Source organism: Streptomyces spectabilis (assembly GCF_008704795.1).
In the GTDB taxonomy this organism is placed as follows: domain Bacteria; phylum Actinomycetota; class Actinomycetes; order Streptomycetales; family Streptomycetaceae; genus Streptomyces; species Streptomyces spectabilis.
The window spans coordinates 7,370,850-7,391,937 of sequence record NZ_CP023690.1 but is presented as its reverse complement, the minus strand read 5'-3'; the positions used below and the strand labels follow the sequence as shown (position 1 = coordinate 7,391,937).

The 21,088-nt window shown below is 72.1% G+C and carries 17 protein-coding genes; 6 read left to right on the top strand and 11 right to left on the bottom strand.

Going from position 1 to position 21,088, the window contains the following annotated elements:
• Positions 1-844 precede the first annotated feature (844 nt).
• The 3 genes from CP982_RS32350 (at position 845) to CP982_RS32340 (ending at position 3,562) form a co-directional block, all read left to right on the top strand.
• Entirely contained in the window at positions 845-1,579 is a 735-nt protein-coding gene (locus CP982_RS32350) for an SDR family NAD(P)-dependent oxidoreductase (RefSeq protein ID WP_150513686.1), read from the top strand.
• A 67-nt stretch (positions 1,580-1,646) separates the two neighbouring features.
• Positions 1,647-2,459 carry a phytanoyl-CoA dioxygenase family protein gene (locus tag CP982_RS32345; protein WP_150513685.1) on the top strand — a complete coding sequence of 271 codons (813 nt, stop codon included), beginning with the start codon at positions 1,647-1,649 and terminating at the stop codon, positions 2,457-2,459.
• Positions 2,456-3,562 (top strand): zinc-binding dehydrogenase, encoded by a 1,107-nt coding sequence (locus CP982_RS32340; protein WP_150513684.1) that lies wholly within the window; start codon positions 2,456-2,458, stop codon positions 3,560-3,562. The genes CP982_RS32345 and CP982_RS32340 overlap by 4 nt, the downstream gene beginning before the upstream one ends.
• A gap of 203 nt (positions 3,563-3,765) precedes the next feature.
• On the opposite strand, the gene CP982_RS32335 is transcribed toward CP982_RS32340, so the two are convergent.
• Positions 3,766-3,963 carry a ferredoxin gene (locus tag CP982_RS32335; protein ID WP_150513683.1) on the bottom strand — a complete coding sequence of 66 codons (198 nt, stop codon included), beginning with the start codon at positions 3,961-3,963 and terminating at the stop codon, positions 3,766-3,768.
• A 263-nt stretch (positions 3,964-4,226) separates the two neighbouring features.
• Between CP982_RS32335 and CP982_RS32330 the strand changes: the two genes are divergently transcribed.
• Positions 4,227-7,376 carry a non-ribosomal peptide synthetase gene (locus tag CP982_RS32330; protein ID WP_150513682.1) on the top strand — a complete coding sequence of 1,050 codons (3,150 nt, stop codon included), beginning with the start codon at positions 4,227-4,229 and terminating at the stop codon, positions 7,374-7,376.
• Positions 7,377-7,466: 90 nt separating this feature from the next.
• Here CP982_RS32330 and CP982_RS32325 read toward each other — a convergent pair whose 3' ends face one another.
• The 5 genes from CP982_RS32325 to CP982_RS32305 all read right to left on the bottom strand — a co-directional run bounded on the left by CP982_RS32325 (position 7,467) and on the right by CP982_RS32305 (position 12,302).
• Positions 7,467-8,780, bottom strand: coding sequence for a cation:proton antiporter (locus CP982_RS32325; RefSeq protein WP_212669200.1), 1,314 nt, complete (start codon positions 8,778-8,780; stop codon positions 7,467-7,469).
• 160 nt (positions 8,781-8,940) lie between these two features.
• Positions 8,941-9,639, bottom strand: a complete 699-nt coding sequence (locus tag CP982_RS32320) for a thioesterase II family protein (RefSeq protein WP_170316525.1) — start codon at positions 9,637-9,639, stop codon at positions 8,941-8,943.
• Between the two features lie 262 nt (positions 9,640-9,901).
• Positions 9,902-10,858 (bottom strand): chlorinating enzyme, encoded by a 957-nt coding sequence (locus CP982_RS32315; protein ID WP_150513680.1) that lies wholly within the window; start codon positions 10,856-10,858, stop codon positions 9,902-9,904.
• Positions 10,859-10,872: 14 nt separating this feature from the next.
• Positions 10,873-11,121 (bottom strand): acyl carrier protein, encoded by a 249-nt coding sequence (locus CP982_RS32310; protein WP_150513679.1) that lies wholly within the window; start codon positions 11,119-11,121, stop codon positions 10,873-10,875.
• Positions 11,122-11,708: 587 nt separating this feature from the next.
• Entirely contained in the window at positions 11,709-12,302 is a 594-nt protein-coding gene (locus CP982_RS32305; RefSeq protein WP_150513678.1) for an MBL fold metallo-hydrolase, read from the bottom strand.
• A gap of 138 nt (positions 12,303-12,440) precedes the next feature.
• On the opposite strand from CP982_RS32305, the gene CP982_RS32300 reads away from it, so the two are divergent.
• Entirely contained in the window at positions 12,441-13,349 is a 909-nt protein-coding gene (locus CP982_RS32300; protein ID WP_150515826.1) for a GlxA family transcriptional regulator, read from the top strand.
• A 12-nt stretch (positions 13,350-13,361) separates the two neighbouring features.
• On the opposite strand, the gene CP982_RS32295 is transcribed toward CP982_RS32300, so the two are convergent.
• Together CP982_RS32295 and CP982_RS32290 are read right to left on the bottom strand one after the other, a co-directional pair.
• A complete protein-coding gene (locus CP982_RS32295) occupies positions 13,362-14,585 on the bottom strand; it encodes a serine hydrolase domain-containing protein (RefSeq protein WP_229878628.1) in 1,224 nt (407 codons plus the stop codon).
• 365 nt (positions 14,586-14,950) lie between these two features.
• Positions 14,951-15,601: a helix-turn-helix domain-containing protein gene (locus CP982_RS32290; protein WP_229878630.1), complete on the bottom strand. Its 651-nt coding sequence runs from the start codon at positions 15,599-15,601 to the stop codon at positions 14,951-14,953.
• 488 nt (positions 15,602-16,089) lie between these two features.
• Here CP982_RS32290 and CP982_RS32285 point away from each other — a divergent pair, with 488 nt between their 5' ends.
• Positions 16,090-16,878 carry a polysaccharide deacetylase family protein gene (locus CP982_RS32285; RefSeq protein WP_150515825.1) on the top strand — a complete coding sequence of 263 codons (789 nt, stop codon included), beginning with the start codon at positions 16,090-16,092 and terminating at the stop codon, positions 16,876-16,878.
• 9 nt (positions 16,879-16,887) lie between these two features.
• Here the strand turns inward: CP982_RS32285 and CP982_RS32280 are convergent, their stop codons facing one another.
• From CP982_RS32280 to CP982_RS32270, 3 genes are all read right to left on the bottom strand, one after another.
• On the bottom strand, positions 16,888-18,144 hold the full coding sequence (locus CP982_RS32280) for a cytochrome P450 (protein WP_150513675.1): 1,257 nt from the start codon (positions 18,142-18,144) through the stop codon (positions 16,888-16,890).
• Positions 18,145-18,226: 82 nt separating this feature from the next.
• Positions 18,227-19,381, bottom strand: a complete 1,155-nt coding sequence (locus CP982_RS32275) for an XdhC family protein (protein ID WP_150513674.1) — start codon at positions 19,379-19,381, stop codon at positions 18,227-18,229.
• Positions 19,382-19,421: 40 nt separating this feature from the next.
• A complete protein-coding gene (locus CP982_RS32270) occupies positions 19,422-20,879 on the bottom strand; it encodes an NCS2 family permease (protein ID WP_150513673.1) in 1,458 nt (485 codons plus the stop codon).
• Positions 20,880-21,088: the final 209 nt, after the last annotated feature.

Sequence of the window (21,088 nt, the reverse complement as noted above, 5' to 3'; positions counted from 1 at the left end):
GATCAAGCCGCCGCCCGCGGTGACCGGGGCGGGGAATATCCCCGGGCGCATCGACGCCGGTGAATTCCTGACGCGTCGCCCAAGCCTCCCGGCCTGCGCACACACCCTCACGCCTGCGCCCTGCCGGGGTCAAGCAAAGAAGAGTCCCTGGCAGGGCGTTGCGCGGCGGCCCCGGTGTCCCGTCTACAGGACATCCGAATGACCTCCGGCGACACGGCGAGGGAGCAGGGCGGACACGGACTCGAACAGGGTTCACGGAAAGCCGCGGAAGAGCAATCGCGGGGCATGTACCGGGCGTTTGCGCCGCGTTGCGCGGCGGCGTCGTGCGGGCATCGTCGAAGTGCCGCCGGGGGCCCGCGGATCGATGACCTGCGGCCCCGCGTCGGGGTGTTCCGCACCACACGGCGGAGGCCCGACTTTCCCGTTGCGTGGCGTACGAAACCTGTACCGTACGCGCACCGTCAATTCCCCGCGCCCACCCGCACGTCATTCACCGGCGCGGCACCCGTGTGACGTCCCCGTGTCCTGTGGACAGGACATCCGAGATGCCGCGAAGCGGTCTTGTCAGGCACTCTTTGTCTGCTTGACCACGACAGGCCGCAGGCATGAGGGTGTGTTCGCAGGCCGGGAGGCTTGGGCGACGCGTCTGGAAATTCACCGGCGGCGGTACGCCCGGGGATATTCCCCGCCCAACTCACCGCGGGCGGCGGCCTGATCCGAACCACTTCTTCCGATCCATTCGTCTGTACGGGGTGATGGACGTGCGCGATCTGCCCGGCCTTCCCGGCGCCGGGGCCTCGCGCCCTGCCGACCGCCCCGCAGCACGCACCTCTGTGGAGTTCTCATGGCGACGGCAGTGATCAGCGGCGGCACCCGGGGCATCGGACTGACGCTGAGCCTGCGCCTTTGCGCCCTGGGCCACCGGGTGCTCGCCCTCTACCGGAGCGACGAGACCGCGGCCAAGGAGGCGGCGGAGGCGGGCGAAGGACAGATCGTGCCAGTCCGCGTCGACGTCGGCAGGCCCGCCGAGATCCGCGACGCCTGCGCGCGGATCCTCGACGAGCACGGCGCCCCCCGGATCCTGGTGAACAACGCCGGGGTCAACCGCGACCGGTCCTTCCTCTCCCTGACCGAGGAGGACTGGGACCAGGTCGTCGCGACCAATCTGTCCGGTCCTTTCCATCTCAGCCAGGCACTGGCGCCCGCCATGATCGAGGCCGGCGGCGGCTCCATCGTCAATATCGGTGCCACCACGGCGATCCGCCCGCGGGCGAACGGCGCCAACTACTGCGCCAGCAAGGCGGGGCTGCTCCAGCTCACCAAGTGCATGGCCCTTGAACTGGCTCCGCATATCCAGGTCAACGCCCTGCTCCCCGGTTTTACCGACACCCCAGAAGTCACCGAGCGCTACCGGCTCGACGTGCCGGAACGGCGCGCGGCCATCCTCGACTCCATTCCCCAGAAGCGCATCGGCACCCCGCAGGACATCGCCGACGCGCTCGAATTCCTGGTGACGTCGCGGTCGGCCTACATCACGGGGCAGCAGCTCATCGTGGACGGCGGACATTTCATGGGGTGAACCCCCGGCGCGAACCCAGGTGCGCGCCCCCTACGTGAACTCCCTCGCATAAGGAGCGAAAAGAACCATGCGTCTGACCCAGGAGCAGTTGGAGCAGTACCGGGACAACGGTTTCCTACTCCTCGATTCCCTGCTGGACGAGAACGAGGTGGACCGGCTGCGCACGGCGTTCCAGCGCGACTGCAACACGCCGGGTCCGCACCGGATCATCGAGGACGGCGGCGAGGAAGTGCGCGCCGTGTACTCCTCGCACCAGCGGCAGGCCGAATACGCCCGCCTCATGCGTGACCCGCGCATCCTGGTCCCCGCCCAGCAGCTGCTCACCGACGACGTGTACGTCTACCAGTTCAAGATCAACGCCAAGCCCGCCTTCGGCGGCGACAAGTGGGCGTGGCACCAGGACTTCCTCGCCTGGCAGATCTCCGACAACCTGCCCGCCCCGGTCCAGGTCAACGTGGGCGTCTTCCTCGACGACGTCACCGAGTTCAACGGCCCGGTCATCTTCCTGCCCGGCTCGCACCGCGACGGGCTCGTGCACGAGGGCCGCAAGGAGGAGCGCAAGTCCAGCCAGCACCTGGACCCGGACGACATCTCGCTCTCCCCCGAGCAGCTGGCCGACCTCGTCGACCGGCACGGCATGGTCAGCCCGAAGGGCCCGGCCGGTTCCGTGGTGCTCTTCTCCTCGGAGATCGTGCACGGTTCGGCCCCGAACATGTCGCCCTTCGCCCGTCGCCTGCTCATCGCGACGTACAACGAGGTCAGCAATCTGCCGAGCTGGCCCGGCGAGGCCCGTCCCGACTACGTGGTGTGCCGCGACTCCGCGCCGCTCGCCCCGCTCGACGGCACCTTCCTCGACGACCTCGAGGAGGCGACCGTATGACCGCCCGCACCGGCCGCGCCGTCGTCCTGGAGGAGTTCGGCAAGCCCCTCGCGCTGCGCGAGTACCCGCTTCCCGCCGCACCGGAGCGCGGCATGATCGTCGCCTGCGGCTACGGCGGCATCTGCGGCACCGACCTGCATCTGCACCAGGGCCACCTGCCGATCCCCACCCCGCTCGTCCTGGGCCACGAAGGCCTGGGCGTGATACGGGAGTTGGGCGAGGGCCTCACGCACGACGCCCTCGGCACCGAGCTCAAGCCCGGCGACTCCGTCATGTGGGCCTCGTCCATCGCCTGCGGGACCTGTCCCCCGTGCCGGATCCACCGCGAGCCGACGCTCTGCGAGAACCGCCGTACGTACGGGGTCAACCGCTCGACCGTGGACGGTCCCGAGCTGTCCGGCTCGTGGGCCGACCACATCGTCCTGCAGGAGGGCACCACCGTCGTCAAGGCGGCCGACGGCGTCGACCCGCTCGCCGCGATGTCACTGGCCTGCGCGGGCCCCACCGTCGTGCACGCCCTGTACGAGCGCCGCCCGGTGCGGCTCGGTGAGGTCGTCGTCGTCCAGGGCAGCGGCCCGGTCGGCCTCGCGGCCGCGGCCTTCGCCCAGCTCTCCGGGGCCGCCAAGGTCATCGTCATCGGCGGCCCGGCCGAGCGTCTGGAGGCCGCGGCGCGCGCGGGCATCGGCGACGTCCACCTGAACATCGCCGACGCCACCGACCCGGACCACATCCTGAACGAGGTGCACGCGGCCACCGGCGGCCAGGGCGCCGACCTCGTCATCGAGTGCGCCGGTGTCCCCCAGGCCGTCGCCCAGGGCCTCTACCTGGCCCGCAGGGGCGGCACGTACCTGGTCATCGGCCAGTACACGGACGCCGGTGACACGCTGGTCAACCCGCACCAGATCGTCTACCGCCAGCTCGACGTCATCGGCTCCTGGGCCTTCACCGGGGCGCACCTCGTCGAGTACGTGCGGCTGCTGCCGACGCTCGCCGCCCGGTTCGACCTGGCGAGTCTGGTGACGGCGTTCCCGCTGGACCGGCACGCGGACGCCCTGGCCGCGGTCGCCGACGGATCGGTCATGAAGGCGGTCCTCACGAGCTGACCCGCCCGCACGAGGGCAGCGCCGCCCCCGCTCGCCCCGTGTGCGCAAGGCGCCGGACCCCCGCTCCACCGCGGCCGGTCCGGCGCCCCTTCCCCCCACAGAGCCGTATCCCCCGGCCGCCCGCAGGCGACCGGGGGATACGGCTCGTACGGCCCGGAGAATCAGGCTCGGAGAATCGAGCCCGGAGAATCGAGCCCGGAGAATCAGTCGTCCGTCACGGTGATCGCCTGGGCCGGGCAGGCCCGGGTGGCCTCGACCACGTCGTCCTCCAGGTCCGCGGGCGGACGCCCCTGGAGGAGGACGACACGGCCGGTCATCTCGTCCTGGTCGAAGACGTCGGGGACGGACAGGACACACTGGCCCGCCCCGACGCAGGACTGTTCATCGACGGTGATGTGCACGATTTCTCCGTTCGGCTCCGGTCGGTTCCGGCTCGTCCGTGAGTGGGGTCCCGATCGCCATGTCATTCGTCTCCCCCGGTCCCGTTGACGGGACAGGGGGAACGCGACCGGGTTTTGTCGAAATGACGCGTCGAGAATCGCGCATCGAGGTCGGCCACGGCAATGCGCACGCACTGTTCCGGGCGAACACCTCGGAACTATGGCACGGCGCGGACGGTCCCGACAGACTCGGACCACGCCGGACGAATAAGGAGTAGGCACGCATGAATCCGTTGTCACTTGCGCAGCGCCGACTGTGGCTCATCCACCGAATTCAGGGCCCGTCGGCCATGCACAACATTCCGTTGGTGCTGCGGATGACCGGGGCCCTCGAAACGACCGCGCTGATGGGCGCCGTCAGGGACGTCGTGGCCCGCCACGAAGGTTTGCGCACGATATGCGCCGAGGACGCGGAGGGAGTTCCCGCCCGGCGCGTACTGCCCGAGTCCGAAATCGACCTCGCCGTATCCCTGGTCGAGGTGGCGCCCGAGCGGCTTTCCGACGCCGTCTCCGCGCGGGTGTCCCACCGTTTCGATCTCACCACCGACATTCCGGTACGCGCCACGGTCCTGCGGTGCGCTCCCGAGGAACACGTGCTCGTCCTGGTGACGCACCGCATCGCCGCGGACGAGGCATCGCTGCGGCCGCTGGCCGACGACCTGGCGGCCGCCTACGCCGCGCGCCGGGACGGGGTCGCGCCCGTCTGGCCGGACACGCTGGTTCCCCATGCGGATTTCGCCCTGTGGGAGCAGAAGTTCCTGGAGGAGGAGAGCGGACCGCACGGCGCCTTCGCGCGCGACACCGCCTTCTGGCGCACCGAACTGGCGGGCGTGCCGGCGCCGCTGCCGCTGCCCGCCGACCGGCCCCGGCCGCCGGAGGCGAGCCACCGCGCGGGCCGGGTCCCCCTGGTCGTGGACGAGGACCTCACCGCGGCGGTGACCGGCCTCGCCGCACAGCGCGGGGTGCCCGCCGGCACGGTGCTGCGCGCCGCCCTCGCGGTGGTGCTCCACCAGCTGGGCAGCGGCGCGGACATCCCCATCGGCTCGTCGGACGCGCGGCGCCCCGACGCGTCCTGGGCCCGCTGCGTGGGCCCCTTCGACGACACCTGGGTGCTCAGGGCGGACCTGAGCGGCAACCCGGCCTTCACGGACCTCCTGGACCAGGTGCGCCGCAGGACGGCGGCGGCCGAAGCCCACCGGGACCTGCCGTTCGCCCTCCTCGTGGACGCGCTCGACCCGCAGCGCTCCCTGGCCCACCACCCGCTGTTCCAGGTGGAGTTCGACCTGAGCGAGGGCCCGGAGCCCACCCCCGCGCTGCCCGGCCTGACGGTCACCGCGTGGCCGGCGCCGCTGGACAGCACCCCCTACGACCTGTCGCTGCGCCTTCGCGCCGCGGCGGGCGGCGCGGAGCTGCGCGGCACGGTCGAGTACGCCGCCGACCTGTTCGACGCCGCGGGCGCGGAGTACCTGGCGGCCTGCTATCTGCGCGCGCTGCGGCACGTGACCGCCGATCCCGCGGTGCGGGTGGGCGCGGTCGACGTCCTCGACGACGCCGAACGGCAGCGGCTGCTCGTGGACTTCGTGAACACCGCGGCCCCCACCCCGCCGGTGACGATCCCGGAGCTGGTGGCGCCGCAGTTCGCCGCGGCCCCGGACGCCGTGGCGGTGGTCTGCGGCGACGTGTCGCTGACGTACCGCGAACTGGACGAGCGCACCGACCGGCTCGCCCGCACGCTCCTTGCCGCCGGGGTCGGCCCGGAGTCGGTGGTGGGCCTCGCCCTGCCGCGCTCCGCCGACCTGGTGGTGGCGCTCCTCGGCATCCTGAAGTCCGGCGCCGGCTATCTGCCGATCGACCCCCGCTACCCCAGCCGCCGCCTCGGCCATCTCCTCCAGGACGCCGCGCCCGGCCTGATCCTCACGGACGCCGACACCGCGGGGACGCTGCCGGAGCACGACATCACGTGCTGCCTGATCGAAGAGCTCGGCCTCGACGATGACGATCCCGCCGGGGACGGCTCCGGAGTCACCCCCGCACAGCCGCCGCGGCCCGACAACCTCGCCTACTTGATGTACACCTCCGGCTCGACGGGCACGCCGAAGGGCGTGGCCCTCTCGCACGCCAACATCGTCAACGGCGTGATCCGCCTGGCCTCCATCGTGCGCATGCGGCCCGGCGCGCGGATGCTGGCGAGCAGCTCCATCAACTTCGACGTGTCGGTGTTCGAGGTGTTCACCGCGCTGAGCACCGGCGCCACCGTCGAGGTCGTCCGCGACGTGCTTGAGCTCGGTGAGCGCGGGCAGTGGTCGGGCACCGTCCTGCACACGGTCCCGTCGGTGTTCGCCGAGGTACTGGAGCGGATCCAGGGGCGTTTGACCGTGGACACAGCGGTGTTCGCCGGGGAGAAGCTCACGGCGGCCCTGGCCGACCAGGTGCGGGCGGCCCTCCCGGACACGACCCTGATCAACGCCTATGGCCAGACGGAGAGTTTCTACGCCACCACGTTCACCGTCCCCGACGGCTGGCACGGCGAGGGCGGCGTGCCCATCGGGACGCCGCTGGGCAACATGCGCACGTACGTGCTCGGCCCCGGTCTGGTGCCGGTCCCGCAGGGCGTGGCGGGCGAGCTGTTCGTGGCGGGCGCGGTGGGCCGCGGCTACCACGCGCGGCCGGGCCAGACCGCGGAGCGCTTCCTGGCCGACCCGTTCGGTCCCGCGGGCGAGCGGATGTACCGCACCGGCGACCTGGCCCGGTGGAACGCCGACGGGCAGCTGGAGCTCCTCGGGCGCGACGACGGCCAGATGAAGCTGCGCGGCATCCGCATCGAGCCGGCCGAGATCGAGGCGGCCCTGGTCGCCCACCCCGACATCGTCCAGGCCGTGGTCGCGCTCCGCCCCGCGGCGGGCTCGGGCAGCGGTGCCCTCGTCGCCTACGTCGTACCGGCCGAGCCGGGCGGCACGGCGGCGGCCGGTCTTACCCCGCGGGTGCTGCGGCGCTATGTGGTGGACCGGCTGCCCACCTTCATGATCCCGTCCGCGTTCGTGGTCCTCGACCGGCTGCCGCTGGCCCCGAACGGGAAGCTGGACCGGGCCGCGCTGCCCGCCCCGCGCCGTGGCGCGGGCAGTGCGGCCGACCCGGGCGCGGGCCGGACGCCGCGCACCGGGCGGGAGGGCGCCCTGGCCGCCCTGTTCGCGGAGCTGCTCCAGCGCGATGAGGTCGGCGTCGACGACGACTTCTTCGACCTCGGCGGGACGTCGCAGCTCGCGGTCCGGCTGAGCGGCCGTGCGGGCGCGGAGCTCGGCCTGCGGGTGCCGGTGCGGGCGGTCTTCCAGGCGCCGACCCCGGCGCTGCTCGCCGAGCACCTCGGCTCCGTGTAGGGCGCGGATCCGGTAACGCCAGGGCCCCGCCCCCGAATCTCGGGGGCGGGGCCCTGGCGTTACCGGATCCCGCGGGGTCTGGGGCCGCGGTCAGGAGGCCTGTCCGGCCAGCTCCCGCTGCCGTTCGTGCTCGGCGGTGGTGGTCGGCATGGACCGGGTGGCGTGGCGCAGGAACGGCGGCGCCATCATCGAGGTGATCACGGCGATAAGGACCACGATCGTGTACGTGGCGGTGGTCAGGACGCCGAGGTTGAGCCCGACGGTGGCGATGACGATCTCCACCACGCCGCGGGCGTTGAGACCGGCGCCGATGGCGAGGCCCTCGCCGTGCTGGAGTCCGCCCATCCGGGCGCCGAGGTAGCCGCCCGCGAACTTGGCCAGGGTGGCGATGAGCAGCGTGACCACCGCCGCCAGGAGCACCGTGGGCCGGGTCAGCGCGGACAGGTCGACCTGGAGCCCGGCGGTGGCGAAGTACAGCGGGGCGAGCGTCGACATCACGAAGGTGCGCATGGAGTCCAGGGACCGGCGGGCGGAGGTGCCGAGGGAGCAGATCACCATGCCGCACAGGAAGGCGCCCAGGATCGGCTCCATGTCCAGGGCGAGCGTGCCGGCCGAGAAGAGCAGGATCATCGCGGCGATCGTGGCGGCGCTGACGTCCTTCTGCGGCGAGCGGTCGGTGAACTCCAGGACCTTGCGGGCCACCGGCCGGGCCACCAGGACCGTGGCGACGAGGACCGCGATCAGATAGCCGACGGACTCCAGGACCAGGCCCGTGGTCAGCCCGCGCGTGGCCATCGCGGCGACGACGGACAGGAGCATCCAGCCGACGATGTCGCTGATCGCGGCCGCACCGATGATGAGCTGACCGACGTTGCGGTGCAGCAGGTTCATGTCGAGCAGGGTCTTGGCGATCACCGGGAGCGCGCTGACGGCGATCGCGACGCCGACGAACAGGGCGAAGGTGCCGCGCTCGGCGCCGGGGGCCATCAGCGACTGCGGCATGAGGAAGCCGAGGCCCACCCCCAGGGCCAGCGGCAGGAGCACGCTGGCCGCGCTGACGTAGCCGATCACCTTGCGCTTGCTGCGGATCAGGCCGAAGTCGATGTGCGCGCCCGTGATGCCGACGAGGAGCAGCACGCCGAGCTGCGCCACCGCGGCCAGCAGGTGCATCTGCGCGGTGTCGTGCGGGAGCAGCCAGTCGCGCAGGTCGGGCAGCAGGTTGCCGAACACCGAAGGGCCGAGGAGCACGCCCGCGGACAGCTCGCCGACCACGCGGGGCAGCCGGAACCAGGTGGCCAGCCTGCCGAGCAGCACCGCGACCACGAGGAGCAGGCCGACCTGGAGCAGGAAGACCAGCATCTGATGGTGGCCGATCGCGGGAAGAGGCGCTTGGGACAGCACCATCGTGATTCCTTCCGGGTAAAGGACCGAACGGTCGCCGCCGCGCGGTCCGCGCGGCGGGAGGGGAGGAACGAAGGGAGCGGGCGCCAGGGGGAGGAACAGGGGACGGGCGCCCGGGAAGTGAGGGGACGGCGCCCGGCGGAGGCGGGCGGCCCGGCCGGTCTCAGCCGCGGGCCAGCGCTTCCAGGACGCGCTCGGCGACGCCCGCGGGGTTCGTGGCGGAGAGCAGGTGACCGCCGGGCAGCGGCGTCACGTCGCAGCGGCCCCGGGTGTGCGCGGCCCACGACTCCAGGCGGGTCAGGGCGGTGTCGTCGGCCCCGGCGAACACGGTCAGGTTCCCGGCCGCGGCGCTCCCGCGGACGAGGTCGATGCACGACTGGCCCAGGTGCAGGTCCGCGCGCATCAACGGGTAGGCGCCCGCGGCGAGTTCGGGGTCGCTGAGCACCTCCGGGGGGATCTCGCCCCCCATCGCGCGCAGCGCGGCGACCGCGGACTCGATGGAGTCGAGGCCCTCCAGGTCGATCCGGTCGCGCACCGAGGGCGGGGAGTTGGACGCGGCGAGCAGCAGCGGCGGCCGCTCCTGCTTCAGGACGTCCGCCACGCCCAGCGCGAGATAGGCGCCCAGGCTCTCGCCGTACAGGGCGTCGAGCGGGGTGTCGATGCGCGCGGCGAGGTCCGCGACGGCAGCGGTGGCGTCGGTGAGCGGGGTCTCCTGGTAGCGGCGGCCGTGGCCGGGAAGCTCCAGGGCGTGGAAGGTGACCCGGTCGCCGAGCTCCCGGCGCAGCCGGCGGAAGTAGCCCGCTCCGCAGCAGGACGGCGGGATGAAGGCGACCGCGGGTCTGGGTGTGCTCGGTGTGGTCACGGTGTCGCTGTCCCCCGGGTGGCGTCGCACGGGCCGTTCGCGGGCACGAAGCTCCTGCGGACGGCCCGGCTGTGATCGGTAGATGGTGGTGCTGTGCCCCGAAGCTGTGCCTTTGACTGTGCCTGTTGCCGCGCCCGTTGCCGTGCCCTTCGCCCATACCTGACACGGCGTCAAGTGACGACCCGCGGCCGGGGCGGGGCCGCGGGTCGTCACCTCTCCGTCACGCCGCCGGGCTGCGGCGTGGGGCTTGTCGCCGTACGGGTTACGCGGGCAGGTACTTCGTGCCGCGCAGCGTCTCCGTGGCGATCTTGTTGTGGCCGAACTCGTCACGGCCACGGGCCAGTACGGCCGACCACTTGTCCAGCGAGATGTTCCCGCCGTACTCCTCGATGTGGTCGGTGCCGGGGTAGATCTGCACCGCGGTGGGCACGTAGCGGGTGGCGAAGCCCATGCGGTAGTTCTTGCCGGTGGAGATGTTCGGCAGCGAGGCGTGCATCAGCGTGGACCAGAAGATGATGCACTGGCCCTTCTCCATCTCGAAGGCGACCGCGTCCTCCTCGTTGGGCTTCCAGTTCGGGTCCTTCTGGAGCTGGCGGTAGTCGTAGCCGAAGAAGCCGCGCGGGACGCCGTCCTTGACCTCGGAGTTGATGCGCCCCTCGTTGTAGTCCATCTGCTTGGTCTCGTCGTAGTTCATCTGGTGCTGCGTGCCGGGGATGACCTGCAGACACCCGTTCTCGCGGGTGGACTCGGTGAACGCGGTCCACACGGTGAGCGTGCCGGCGCCGAACGACTCCTCGGACTCACCGGGCCACAGCAGCTGCGGCTTGCCGCTGGCGTTGGCGAAGGTGTCCGCCTGGTGCCAGTCGGTGCCCTCGTCACCGGGGTACTTCGGGAAGAACTCCGAACGCCAGCACAGCAGGTCCGGGCCGAGGATCGAGGCCACGCGGTCGGTGATCCGCTGGTTCATGACGTGCCGGGCCAGCAGGTCGACGTCCAGGTGCCGGTCGTAGTTGAAGATGTTCGGGGCACCGACGCCCTTGTCCACCTCCGGGTACGCGGCGTGCGACCGGTCCAGCGTCTCGCGCTGGATGGTCTTCCACATCTGGTCCATCTCTTCGGGCGTGTAGATGGTGATCGGACCGATGTAGCCGTTCTTGCGGAAGAACGCGAGCTCGTCCTCCGACAGCGAGAACTCCGTACGCACGGGGCTGCTGGTCATGTCTGGTGACTCCCTTACTTACTGGTCGGCGCGGTGTTGTCGATCGGCTGCGCGGCAGTGAGCGCCGCGGCCAGGGTCCCGTCGTACGTCGTCTTCATGTCGAGGACGATGCCGAACGAGTCCCCGAGGAAGGCGTTCAGCTTCGAGAAGGTCAGCGAGTGGCCGCCGATGTCGAGGAAGTTGTCGGAGCCGCTGATCTCCGGGTCGTCCAACTCGGTGCGCAGCCACGTCACAGCCGCCTGCTCCACATCCGCTGCACTCACTGCGCGAGCTTCCTTTTCGTTTGTTGCCGAACCCTGCATGGGAGTGCCCTTCTCTTGGTCTCTCTGTGCGGTGTGAGCGGTCCTGTCGGAATGACAGCCGAACGGCGTGCGTCAGGAACCAGCGGGTACCCGTGTTTGCGAAATGAGAAGTTCCGCAAACGGACCCACGGATTCAAGGAAAGCGTGTACCATAAAACCTTCTGGTTCCTTTGCCGGGCCGAGCGTAATGCCATCCCCCCATGGGCCTCCAGGGTCCGGAACTCGGCAGGCGCAGACGGCGCTCCACAAGAGCGCATTGCTGCCTCCGGCCGGACGTTGCCCGAAAGGGAAAATGATGTTCATCGACCACGGTTGCCCGTCACGTTAGACCGGTGGCCGGAATCCCTTCAAGACTTTTTGAGCGATATCGCGCCACTGCCGAGTCGTCGTTTTTCGCCGTCGATAAATGTCCCGCCGACGGGACGGACGGGATGTGCGGCCCTGGCCCGCTTCCACTACCGCGCCATTCAAACCCCGTACCGCGCGGCCCTCGAAACATTGACGGTTCCTTATCGCCCCGGCGGCGTTTACGGGTGAGGTTCCACCGGTTAAAGCGGAGTTGTTGCGTCCGGCACGAAAGGGGCGCCGTGTCCGGGCACGATCAGGTCCGCCACGGCCATGACCCGGCGCCGGGAGGCACGCAGGACGTCGCGGTCGGGGGCGACGGGGTCGTCCGCCGGGCCCGCCGCGTGCCACCACAGGTCACCGGCGAAGGCCACCACGCCGTCGGCCGTGCCCGCGAGGAGCGTGATGTCCTCGCGGCTGTGCCCGGGGGTGCGGATCAGCCGCAGTGACGGGGTGAGTTCGTAGCCCTCGGCGTCGCGATTGCGCCACTGGTCGCCGAGGTACTCCACCTGGTGGTCGTGGACCCGGGCCCGGCGGAACAGGCCCGCGTTCAGGACGTTGTCCGGGTGGTGGTGGCTGAGCACCACGTCGGTGATGTCGTCGGGGCCGAGCCCCCGTTCGGCGAGCGGGCCGAGGATGTCGTCGGTGCTCGCGACCATGCCGGGGTCGAAGACGAAGTGGCGGCCCGCGTCGGCGACGTAGGAGACGGTCGCGGCGACACCGGGGCCGGTGGAGCCCACGTAGCCGGTGGTCAGGATCGTGTAGTCGGCGCTGCGGCCGAGCGGTGCGGCTGTCATGCCCTTCATCCTTCCGAGCAGGTCAGCGCCCCACGAGTGGCATCAATGCCTACGATCGCGGGATTCGTGCCACATGGCACACTGCCCCCCGTGCCGCCCTTCACCAACGTCGCCGCCTACGCTCCGCCCGGGGTCGGCATGCTCGCCGTCGGCGTCGTCGCCGAGGTGTTCGCCCCGCACGGCGAGGGCCTGCCCGCCTTCGACTTCGCGCTCTGCGCCGACCGTCCAGGCCCGGTCACCACCGACGTCGGAGTACCGGTCACCGTCGCGCACGGCCTGGACCGGCTCGCCCGCGCCGACCTCCTCATCGCCCTGCCCTCGGCGGGATTCCGGACACCGCCCGGCCCGGCCGTGCTCGACGCGCTGACGGCCGCCCACGAGCGCGGCGCCCTTGTCGCGGCCCACTGCGTCGGCGCGTTCGCGCTCGCGGCGGCCGGTCTGCTCGACGGGCGGCGGGCCACCACGCACTGGCGGTTCGCCGAACTCCTCGCCCGCCGCCACCCGGACGTCAGCGTCGAGTCCGACTCCCTCTACGTCGACGAGGGGCACATCGTCACGGGCGCGGGAGCGGCCGCGGGCTTCGACATGTGCCTCCACCTGCTGCGCCGCGAGCACGGCGCGGCGACGGCCAACGCCGTCGCCCGTGACATGGTGCTGCCCTCGCACCGCGACGGCGGGCAGGCCCAGTACCTCGCCGCGCCCGTCCCCGAGGACGCCCGGGACGAGCGGCTCGCCGACGTCCTCGCCTGGGCCCGCGCCCATCTCCACGAGCCGCTCCCCGTCGCGGAGTTGGCCCGGCGCGCCACGATGAGCAAGCGCTCCTTCGCCCGGCGCTTCACCGCCGCCACCGGCACGACGCCGCACGCCTGGCTGCGGAACCTGCGTCTGAGCGCCGCCGAGGAGCTCCTGGAGACCACGGACCTGCCCATCGAGGAGATCGCCCGCCGCGTCGGGTACGGCAGCGCCGCCGTGCTGCGCGAGCAGTTCGTACGCCGCCGGGGCGTGCCGCCCCGCTCCTACCGCCGCTCGTTCACCGGCGCGCCGTAGGAGCGGCCGCGCTCACTTCCGGCACAGCGCGGCGTCCACGACCGCGTCGGCCTTGGCGAAGGCGTCCAGGGTGGGTTCCCTGTTGGCGGTGACGGCGATCGTGGCGGCGCGGCCGCCCTCGGTGACACCGGGGTAGGTGTAGGAGCCGGGGATGCTCCCTCCGTGCCCCCACATCGCGCCGCCGCAGCTCAGCGGGGTGCGGATCAGGCCGAGGCCGTAGCGCGCGCCCTTCGCGTAGCCCAAGTCGTCGGGCACCTTGACGGTGGTGCGCATCTGGGCGAGCTGCGCGGGCTCGAGCAGCTTGCCGCCCAGCAGTGCGGAGAAGAAGCGGTTCAGGTCGCCGGGCGTGGAGATCAGCTGCCCGGCGGCCCAGCCCCAGGAGGGGTCGAGCTTCGTGACGTCCTTGAGCGGCGCCCCGGGCTCGGCGGCGTCGTAGCCGCGGGGGTGCGGCCCCTTGATGCCCTCGTCGCCGACGCCGGGGAAGTAGGTGCGGCGCAGGCCGACGCGGTCGATGACCCGCTCGGTGAGCTGCTCGGCCAGCGGCCGCCCGGTGACCTTCTCGATGAGGAGCCCGGCGACGACGTAGTTGGTGTTGCTGTACGCCCAGCCCTTGCCGGGGGCGAAGTCCGCCTTGTGCTTCAGCGCGATGTCGAGCAGGTCGCGGGGCTGGTAGTAGGTGTGGCGGTTCTTGCCGAAGACGTCCTTGAGTATGTGAGCGGTGTACTCGGGCAGCCCGCTGGTGTGCTGGAGCAGTTGGCGGACCTTGATGGCGCGGCCGTCGACGCCGTCGCCGCGCAGCAGGTTCGGCAGGTACTTCTCGACGGGGGCGTCCAGGTCGACCTTGCCCTCGCCGACCAGCTGGAGGACCACCGTGGCGGTGAACGTCTTGGTGTTGCTGCCCGCCCGCACCCGCCCGTCGACCGGCACCTTCCCCTTCGTCCGCAGGTCCGCGACACCGGCCGTGTAGTGGCGCGCCCGCCCGGCGCCGTCGGCCGTGGCGACCAGGGCCGCGGGGAACCCGGCGTCGGTCACCAGGCGCTCGATGTCCTTGCGTACGGCGTCACGCGGGCCGTGGGACGGCGCCGCGGAGGCGGGCAGCGTGCCCGCCGCACCGAGGGCGGCGGCGAGGACCGCCACCGCCGCGACGGCCCGCCGCCGGGGCGAAGAGCCGGTGCGCGCACGCACGGCGGAGCGGTCGGAGCGGTCGGAGCGTACGGACGCGGAACGGTCGATCACGGTGAACTCCCCTGGTGGGACAGGATGGTTGGGCCGAAGCCCCAGCCCCTTCATCCTGTGCGCCCGAGATCGGCACCACCATCCGGACAGCCCCCGCCCCCCTTGTGGGACCCCGCTCCCGGCCTCTGGGAGGCCGCTCCCCCGCCGTGGGATCCCGCTCCCGCCCGCGGCCCGCGCGGAGCCGGAGTCGAGCGGCCGCGGCCAGGGCGTCACCGCCGGCCGCTCGACCCGTTCCTCCCGATTCCGGCCGGCATCTCCCCGGCCCCCGGGTGACCTCACCCTGGCGAACGCGGCGGGGGCCGCGCTACGGGAGTTCCGTTCACCGGAACGGACACCCGCGCGGCCCCCGCCACGGAAGCGGACGTTCAGTAACGGAGCACCGCCGAGCGCACCGCCACCTCGCGCGGCGGCATCCGGGTCAGCCGGCTCTCGATGGCCGCGGACGCGGCGGCCGTCGCGTCCGCGACCTGGGGAAGCCGCTGCCGCGCGGGCACCACGGCGGCGAGGGCCGCGACGGTGAGCCCGTCCGGCGCCCGCACGGGCATGGCGACGCAGGCCACGCCCTCCTGGATCTCCTCCCGGTCCAGGACCGGGCCGCGCGGCCCCTCGGTGAGCACCCGCCCGGCGGCCGTGACCAGCGGGAAGCTCATGCCGTTGCGCACCGGCACCACGCCCTCGACCCGGCCGGGCACCGAGGCCACGGTCAGGGCGAGCTCGTCGCGCAGCACGGTGAGCACGACACTGGCGCCGGTCGAGGCGCGCAGGCGGTGCAGCGGAACGCGGGCGGCGGCGCGCAGCCCCGGATAGGGCTGCCAGGCCTGGCCGAGCCGGAAGAGCTGCGAGCCGACGGCGTAGCGGTTGCCTCTGCGCTCCACGGCGCCGAGCAGGCCGAGCTGGTCGAGGAGGCGGTGCGCGCTGCCCTTGGGCAGCGCGCAGGCGAGGGCGAGTTCGGTGAGTCCCGCCTCGCCGCCGCGGCGGCGCAAGGCCTCCAGCAGGGCAAAGGCTCCGACGAGCACCCCCCTGCCCTGCGTCAGGGATGCTCCCTGATCTTCCGGTGGTGTCTCCCCGTCGGGCCGCGGCTCCTTGCCGGTGTCCCGACGGAGTTCCTGGCGGGGCACCCCCCGTTTCGACGTGCCACGGCCGCGTGCGGGCATGGCTGATGACAGTCCTGTCCCTGGCATGGTCGTTCCCCCGTTTCGCACACCCGTGACCCCCTGGCGAAGTCGCGGGCAACTGGCCATGGTGCGGTGCGACGCGGCCGGCCCGCCAGATCAGATTGCGCCGACTACCGGCCACTCACACCAGGCGCCTGCGACTCTGTCGTCCCACACGTCACAGGAGCGACCGCGCAAAGGGTGGTGGCGTGTCCGCGCGGCGCTCGGCGCCTACGGAGGGCATGCCGTGCGAACGTCCCGCTCATCGGGCTCCCGAGGCGCTATGAACGGGACGTATACACGGCATGTATAGTGCGCGCATGCGTCCGATAGCCACTCCGCACAGCAAGATGACGAACATGGGCAAGCGGTTGCTCCCGCGTACCGGATTCACCGGTGCCGCGCTCGCCGCGAGCGTGGCCGCAGCCCTCGCCCTCACCGGCTGCACCAAGCTCGACACCGTCTCCCCGAGCTCCGTCCGCAAGGACGCTGCGGACGCGAAGGGCAAGGACCGGGCCGCCTTCGGCACCGTCGACTGCCGCAAGGCCAAGTGCATCGCGCTGACCTTCGACGCGGGCCCCAGCGAGAACACCCCGCGCCTGCTGAAGATCCTCAAGAAGGAGAAGGTGCCCGCGACCTTCTTCACCCTCGGCAAGAACCACATCGAGAAGTACCCCGAGCTGGTCAAGCAGATGGACCGCGAGGGGCACGAGGTCGCGAGCCACACCTGGTCCCACAAGATCCTCACCAAGATCAAGCCCGCGGAGGCGCGCGCGGAGCTGGAGCGCCCGAACAAGGCGATCGAGAAGCTCATCGGCAAGAAGCCGACGCTGATGCGGCCCCCGCAGGGCCGCACGAACGACACCGTCAACAAGATCTCCCGCGACCTCGGACTGGCCGAGATCCTCTGGACGGTGACGGCGAAGGACTACACCACCGAGGACTCCGCGCTGATCGAGAAGCGGGTGCTCGAACAGGCGGGCCGTGACGGCATCATCCTGCTGCACGACATCTACAAGGGCACCGTGCCCGCCGTGCCCGGCGTCATCGCCGAGCTGAAGAAGCGCGGCTACGTCTTCGTCACCGTGCCCCAGCTCCTCGCGCCGGGCAAGGCGGAGCCGGGCAAGGTCTACCGCTGACCGGCCGCCTCACCAGGTGAGGTGCAGGGCCTCCGGGGCGCGGTGGATGAGTGTGGGCCGCATCGCGACCGGAGGCCCGTCCTCGGCGATCCGCAGGCCGGGGAACCGGCGTATGAACAGCTCAAGGGTCAACCGCACCTGCTCCCTGGCCAGTTGGGCCCCGGGGCAGGCGTGCGCGCCGAGGCCGAAGGCGAGGTGCCGGGCGGCCGCGGGACGGGTGATGTCGAAGACGTCGGGCCGCGGATAGCGCGCGCCGTCGCGCCCGGCCGCGCCGAACGCGACCAGGAGCTCGGCACCCGCGGGCAGTTCGGTGCCCGCGAGCGTCGCGGGCCGCGTGGTGACGCGCCGGAACGCCTGCAGGGCGGTGTCGAAACGGGCCGTCTCCTCGATGGCGGCCGGGATCATCCGCTCCGGGTCCGCGCACACCATCCGCCACTGGTCGGGATGGCTCAGCAGATGCAGGAACGCCGTGCCGATCAGGGCGGTCGTGGTCAGATGCCCGGCCAGCAGGAAGTTGTTCAGATGGGCGACCAGCTCGGTGCGCTGGGCGAGCGTGAGCAGACCCGCCTCGCCCTCCTCCGCGTCGTCCGGCTGCACGAGTGAGGTGACCAGCTCGCTGCACAGGTCGTCGCGCGGCGCGGCGTACCGGTCGCGGACGTAGCCGTCCAGGAGCCGCTTCAGGGCGACCATGTCGTGCGCCGCCGCCACCTGCTCCTCCTCGCTGAGGTGCCGGGAGAGCAGCGCCTCGGTGCGGTGCCCGGCGCGCACGACGAGCGGCACGTCCGCCGGGTCGAAGCCGAGGACGTGCCCGACGACCTGGCCCGGCAGGCGCATGGCGTACGCCTCCATCAGCTCCACGCGGCCGTCGTCGGCGAACGCCTCGACGAGCGCCTCGGCGCGCTCGGCCGCGTACGGCAGCGCGGCGGCCACCCGGGCGGGGCCGAGGCCGCGCACGAGCGGCGCGCGCAGCCGCTGGTGGGCGAGGCCGTCCGAGGTGACCACCACGCGGCCGCGGGGGCTGCCGCCGTCGCCGTCGGCGAGGACCGCGAGCGCCGCGGCGGACGGCCGGACGCCGCCGCGGACCGCGTTCGCCGACGAGAACACGTCGGGCCGCCGCAGCACTTCGCGCACGTCGGCGTCCCTGGCCACCAGCCAGGCGCCGAACTCGGGCACGTAGGTGAGCCCCTTCGCACGCCGGGCACGCGCGTACAGCGGATACGGATCGCGCGTCAACTCATCCACTCTGGCGTGCTGTTGGGGATCCATACCTCCATGGTGACGCTCCGCACCGGCTCCCGAAACCCGCCGGAGCGGCACGGGCGCGCCGAAGGGCGCGCGAAGGCGTGGCTCACGCCACCGAGGTGATGCCGCGGGGCGCGGGGGCGTCGTGGTGGATGGGCGTGTGGGCGCCGGTCAGGGAGCGGCCGCCGCCGCCCCTGCGGTGCGCGACGACCTCCGCCGCGATGGAGAGCGCGGTCTCCTCGGGCGTACGCGCCCCGAGGTCGAGGCCGATCGGGGAGCGCAGCCGGGCCAGCTCCAGGTCCGTGACGCCGACCTCGCGCAGCCGCGCCGCGCGGTCCAGATGGGTGCGGCGCGAGCCCATCGCGCCGACGTACGCGACCGGCAGGCGCAGCGCGAGGCGCAGCAGGGGCACGTCGAACTTGGCGTCGTGGGTGAGGACGCACAGCACGGTGCGGCCGTCGACCTCGGTGTCCGCGAGGTACTCGTGCGGCCAGCGCACCACGACCTCGTCGGCGTCGGGGAAGCGGACGCGGGTCGCGAAGACGGGCCGCGCGTCGCACACGGTCACGTGGTAGCCGAGGAACTTGCCGACCCTGACGAGCGCCGAGGCGAAGTCGATCGCGCCGAAGACGATCATCCGGGGCGGCGGTACGGAGGATTCGACGAGGACGGTGAGCGGGCGGCCGCAGCGGGAGCCGTCGGCGCCGATCTCCACGGCGCCCGTGCGGCCCGCGTCGAGCAGGGCGCGGGCCTCGGCCGCCACCGTCCGGTCGAGCTCGGGGTGTCCCCCGAGCCCGCCCTCGTGGTCCCCGGCCTGCGCGTCGCCGCGCACCAGGAGCGCGCGGCCGAGCAGCTCGCCGGGTCCCGCGGTGATCCGCGCGACCGCCGCCGCCTCGCCCCGGGCGGCGGCGGCGAGCGCGGCGCTGAACACCGGCCGCGCGGGACCGTCCGCGCGGACCGGTGTGATCAGGATGTCGAGGACGCCTCCGCAGGTCAGGCCCACGGCGAAGGCGTCCTCGTCGCTGTAGCCGAAGCGCTCGACGACGGTCTCGCCGTCCTCCAGGGCCTGCCGGCACAGCTCGTAGACGGCGCCCTCGACACAGCCGCCGGAGACCGAGCCGATCGCCGTGCCGTCACGGTCGACGGCGAGCGCGGCGCCGGGCTGCCGGGGCGCGCTGCCGCTGACGGTCACCACGGTGGCGACCGCGAAGTCACGCCCCTGCTCGACCCACCGGTGCAGCTCTTCGGCGATGTCCAGCATGTCGGCCTCCTTGGGGGTACGGAACGTCGGGCGGGCGCGCCTAGTGGACGCCCAGCCAGCTCTCTATGGGGTTGAGGGCGAAGTACACGAGGAAGATCACGGTCAGGCCCCACATGAAGGCCCCGATCTCCCGCGCCTTGCCCTGGGCGATCTTGATGGCGACCCAGCTGATCACACCCGCGGCCACACCGGTGGTGATGGTGTAGGTGAAGGGCATCAGGACCACGGTCAGGAAGACCGGGATCGCGGTGGCTCGGTCGGCCCAGTCGACGTGCCGGGCGTTCATCATCATCATCGCTCCGATGACGACCAGCGCGGCGGACGCGACCTCCTGCGGGACGATCGCGGTCACCGGGGTGAAGAACAGGCACGCGGCGAAGAACAGACCGGTGACGACCGAGGCCAGCCCCGTACGGGCACCCTCTCCCACGCCCGTCGCGGACTCCACGAAGACGGTCTGGCCCGAGCCGCCGGCGACGCCGCCGATCGCGCCGCCCGCGCCGTCGATGAACAGGGCCTTCGACAGACCGGGCATGCGGCCCTTGTCGTCGGCGAGGTTGGCCTCGGTGCCGACGCCGATGATCGTGGCCATCGCGTCGAAGAAGCCCGCGAGGACCAGGGTGAAGACGATCATGCCGACCGTCATCGCGCCGACCTCGCCCCAGCCGCCGAACTCCACGTCGCCGAAGAGCGAGAAATCGGGCGACGACACCGCGCTGCCGTGCAGCTCGGGGGCGCCGTTGGCCCACTGCTTGGGGTCGATGACGTCCATCGCGTTCAGGGCGACCGCGACGACCGTGCCGGTCACGATGCCGATGAGGATCGCTCCGGGCGTCTCGCGGGCCTGGAGCATGAAGATCAGCAGCAGGGTGCCCGCGAACAGCAGGACGGGCCACCCGGCCAGCTCACCGGCGGGGCCCAGGGTGAGCGGGGTCGCCTTGCCCTGGTGCACGAAGCCGCTCTTGACCAGGCCGATGATGGCGATGAACAGGCCGATGCCCATGGTGATGCCGTGCTTGAGGGCGAGCGGGATCGCGTTCATGATCAGCTCGCGGAGGCCGGTGACCACCAGGAGCATGATCACGGCGCCGTACATCACGCACATGCCCATGGCCTGCGGCCACGTCATCTCGGGCGCCACCTGGGACGCGATCACGCCGGACACCGAGAGCCCGGCCGCCAGGGCCAGCGGCACCTTGCCGACGAAGCCCATGAGCAGCGTGGTGACCGCCGCGGCGAAGGCCGTCGCGGTGATCAGGGCCTTCTGCCCCATCGTGTCGCCCGCGGCGTCCTTGCCGGACAGGATCAGCGGGTTGAGCAGGACGATGTACGCCATCGCCATGAAGGTCGTGATGCCGCCGCGCACCTCACGCGCGAGAGTCGATCCCCGGTGGGATATGTGGAAGTACCGGTCGAGCCAAGACCGCCCGGCGGGGACGCGCGAGCCGCGGCCCGCGTCCTCCGCGGTGGTCTTGGGCTCCAGGGACTGCTGGGTCATGGTGCCTACTCCCAAGGTTCACAGGGGCACCCGCGTCAGCCGCGGGATTTGGGATGGTGACTGGCTGCACGACCCGGGGGACGGCCCGAGACGAACGGGGGCTCACGAGGAGCGTGACGACCGCGAGCGGCGCGGTGCTCGGCGGCTCCGGGCGGTGTGGGCTGGCGGAAGTGTGACGTTCCTGGGAGGCACACACCGCCCGGAGGGCG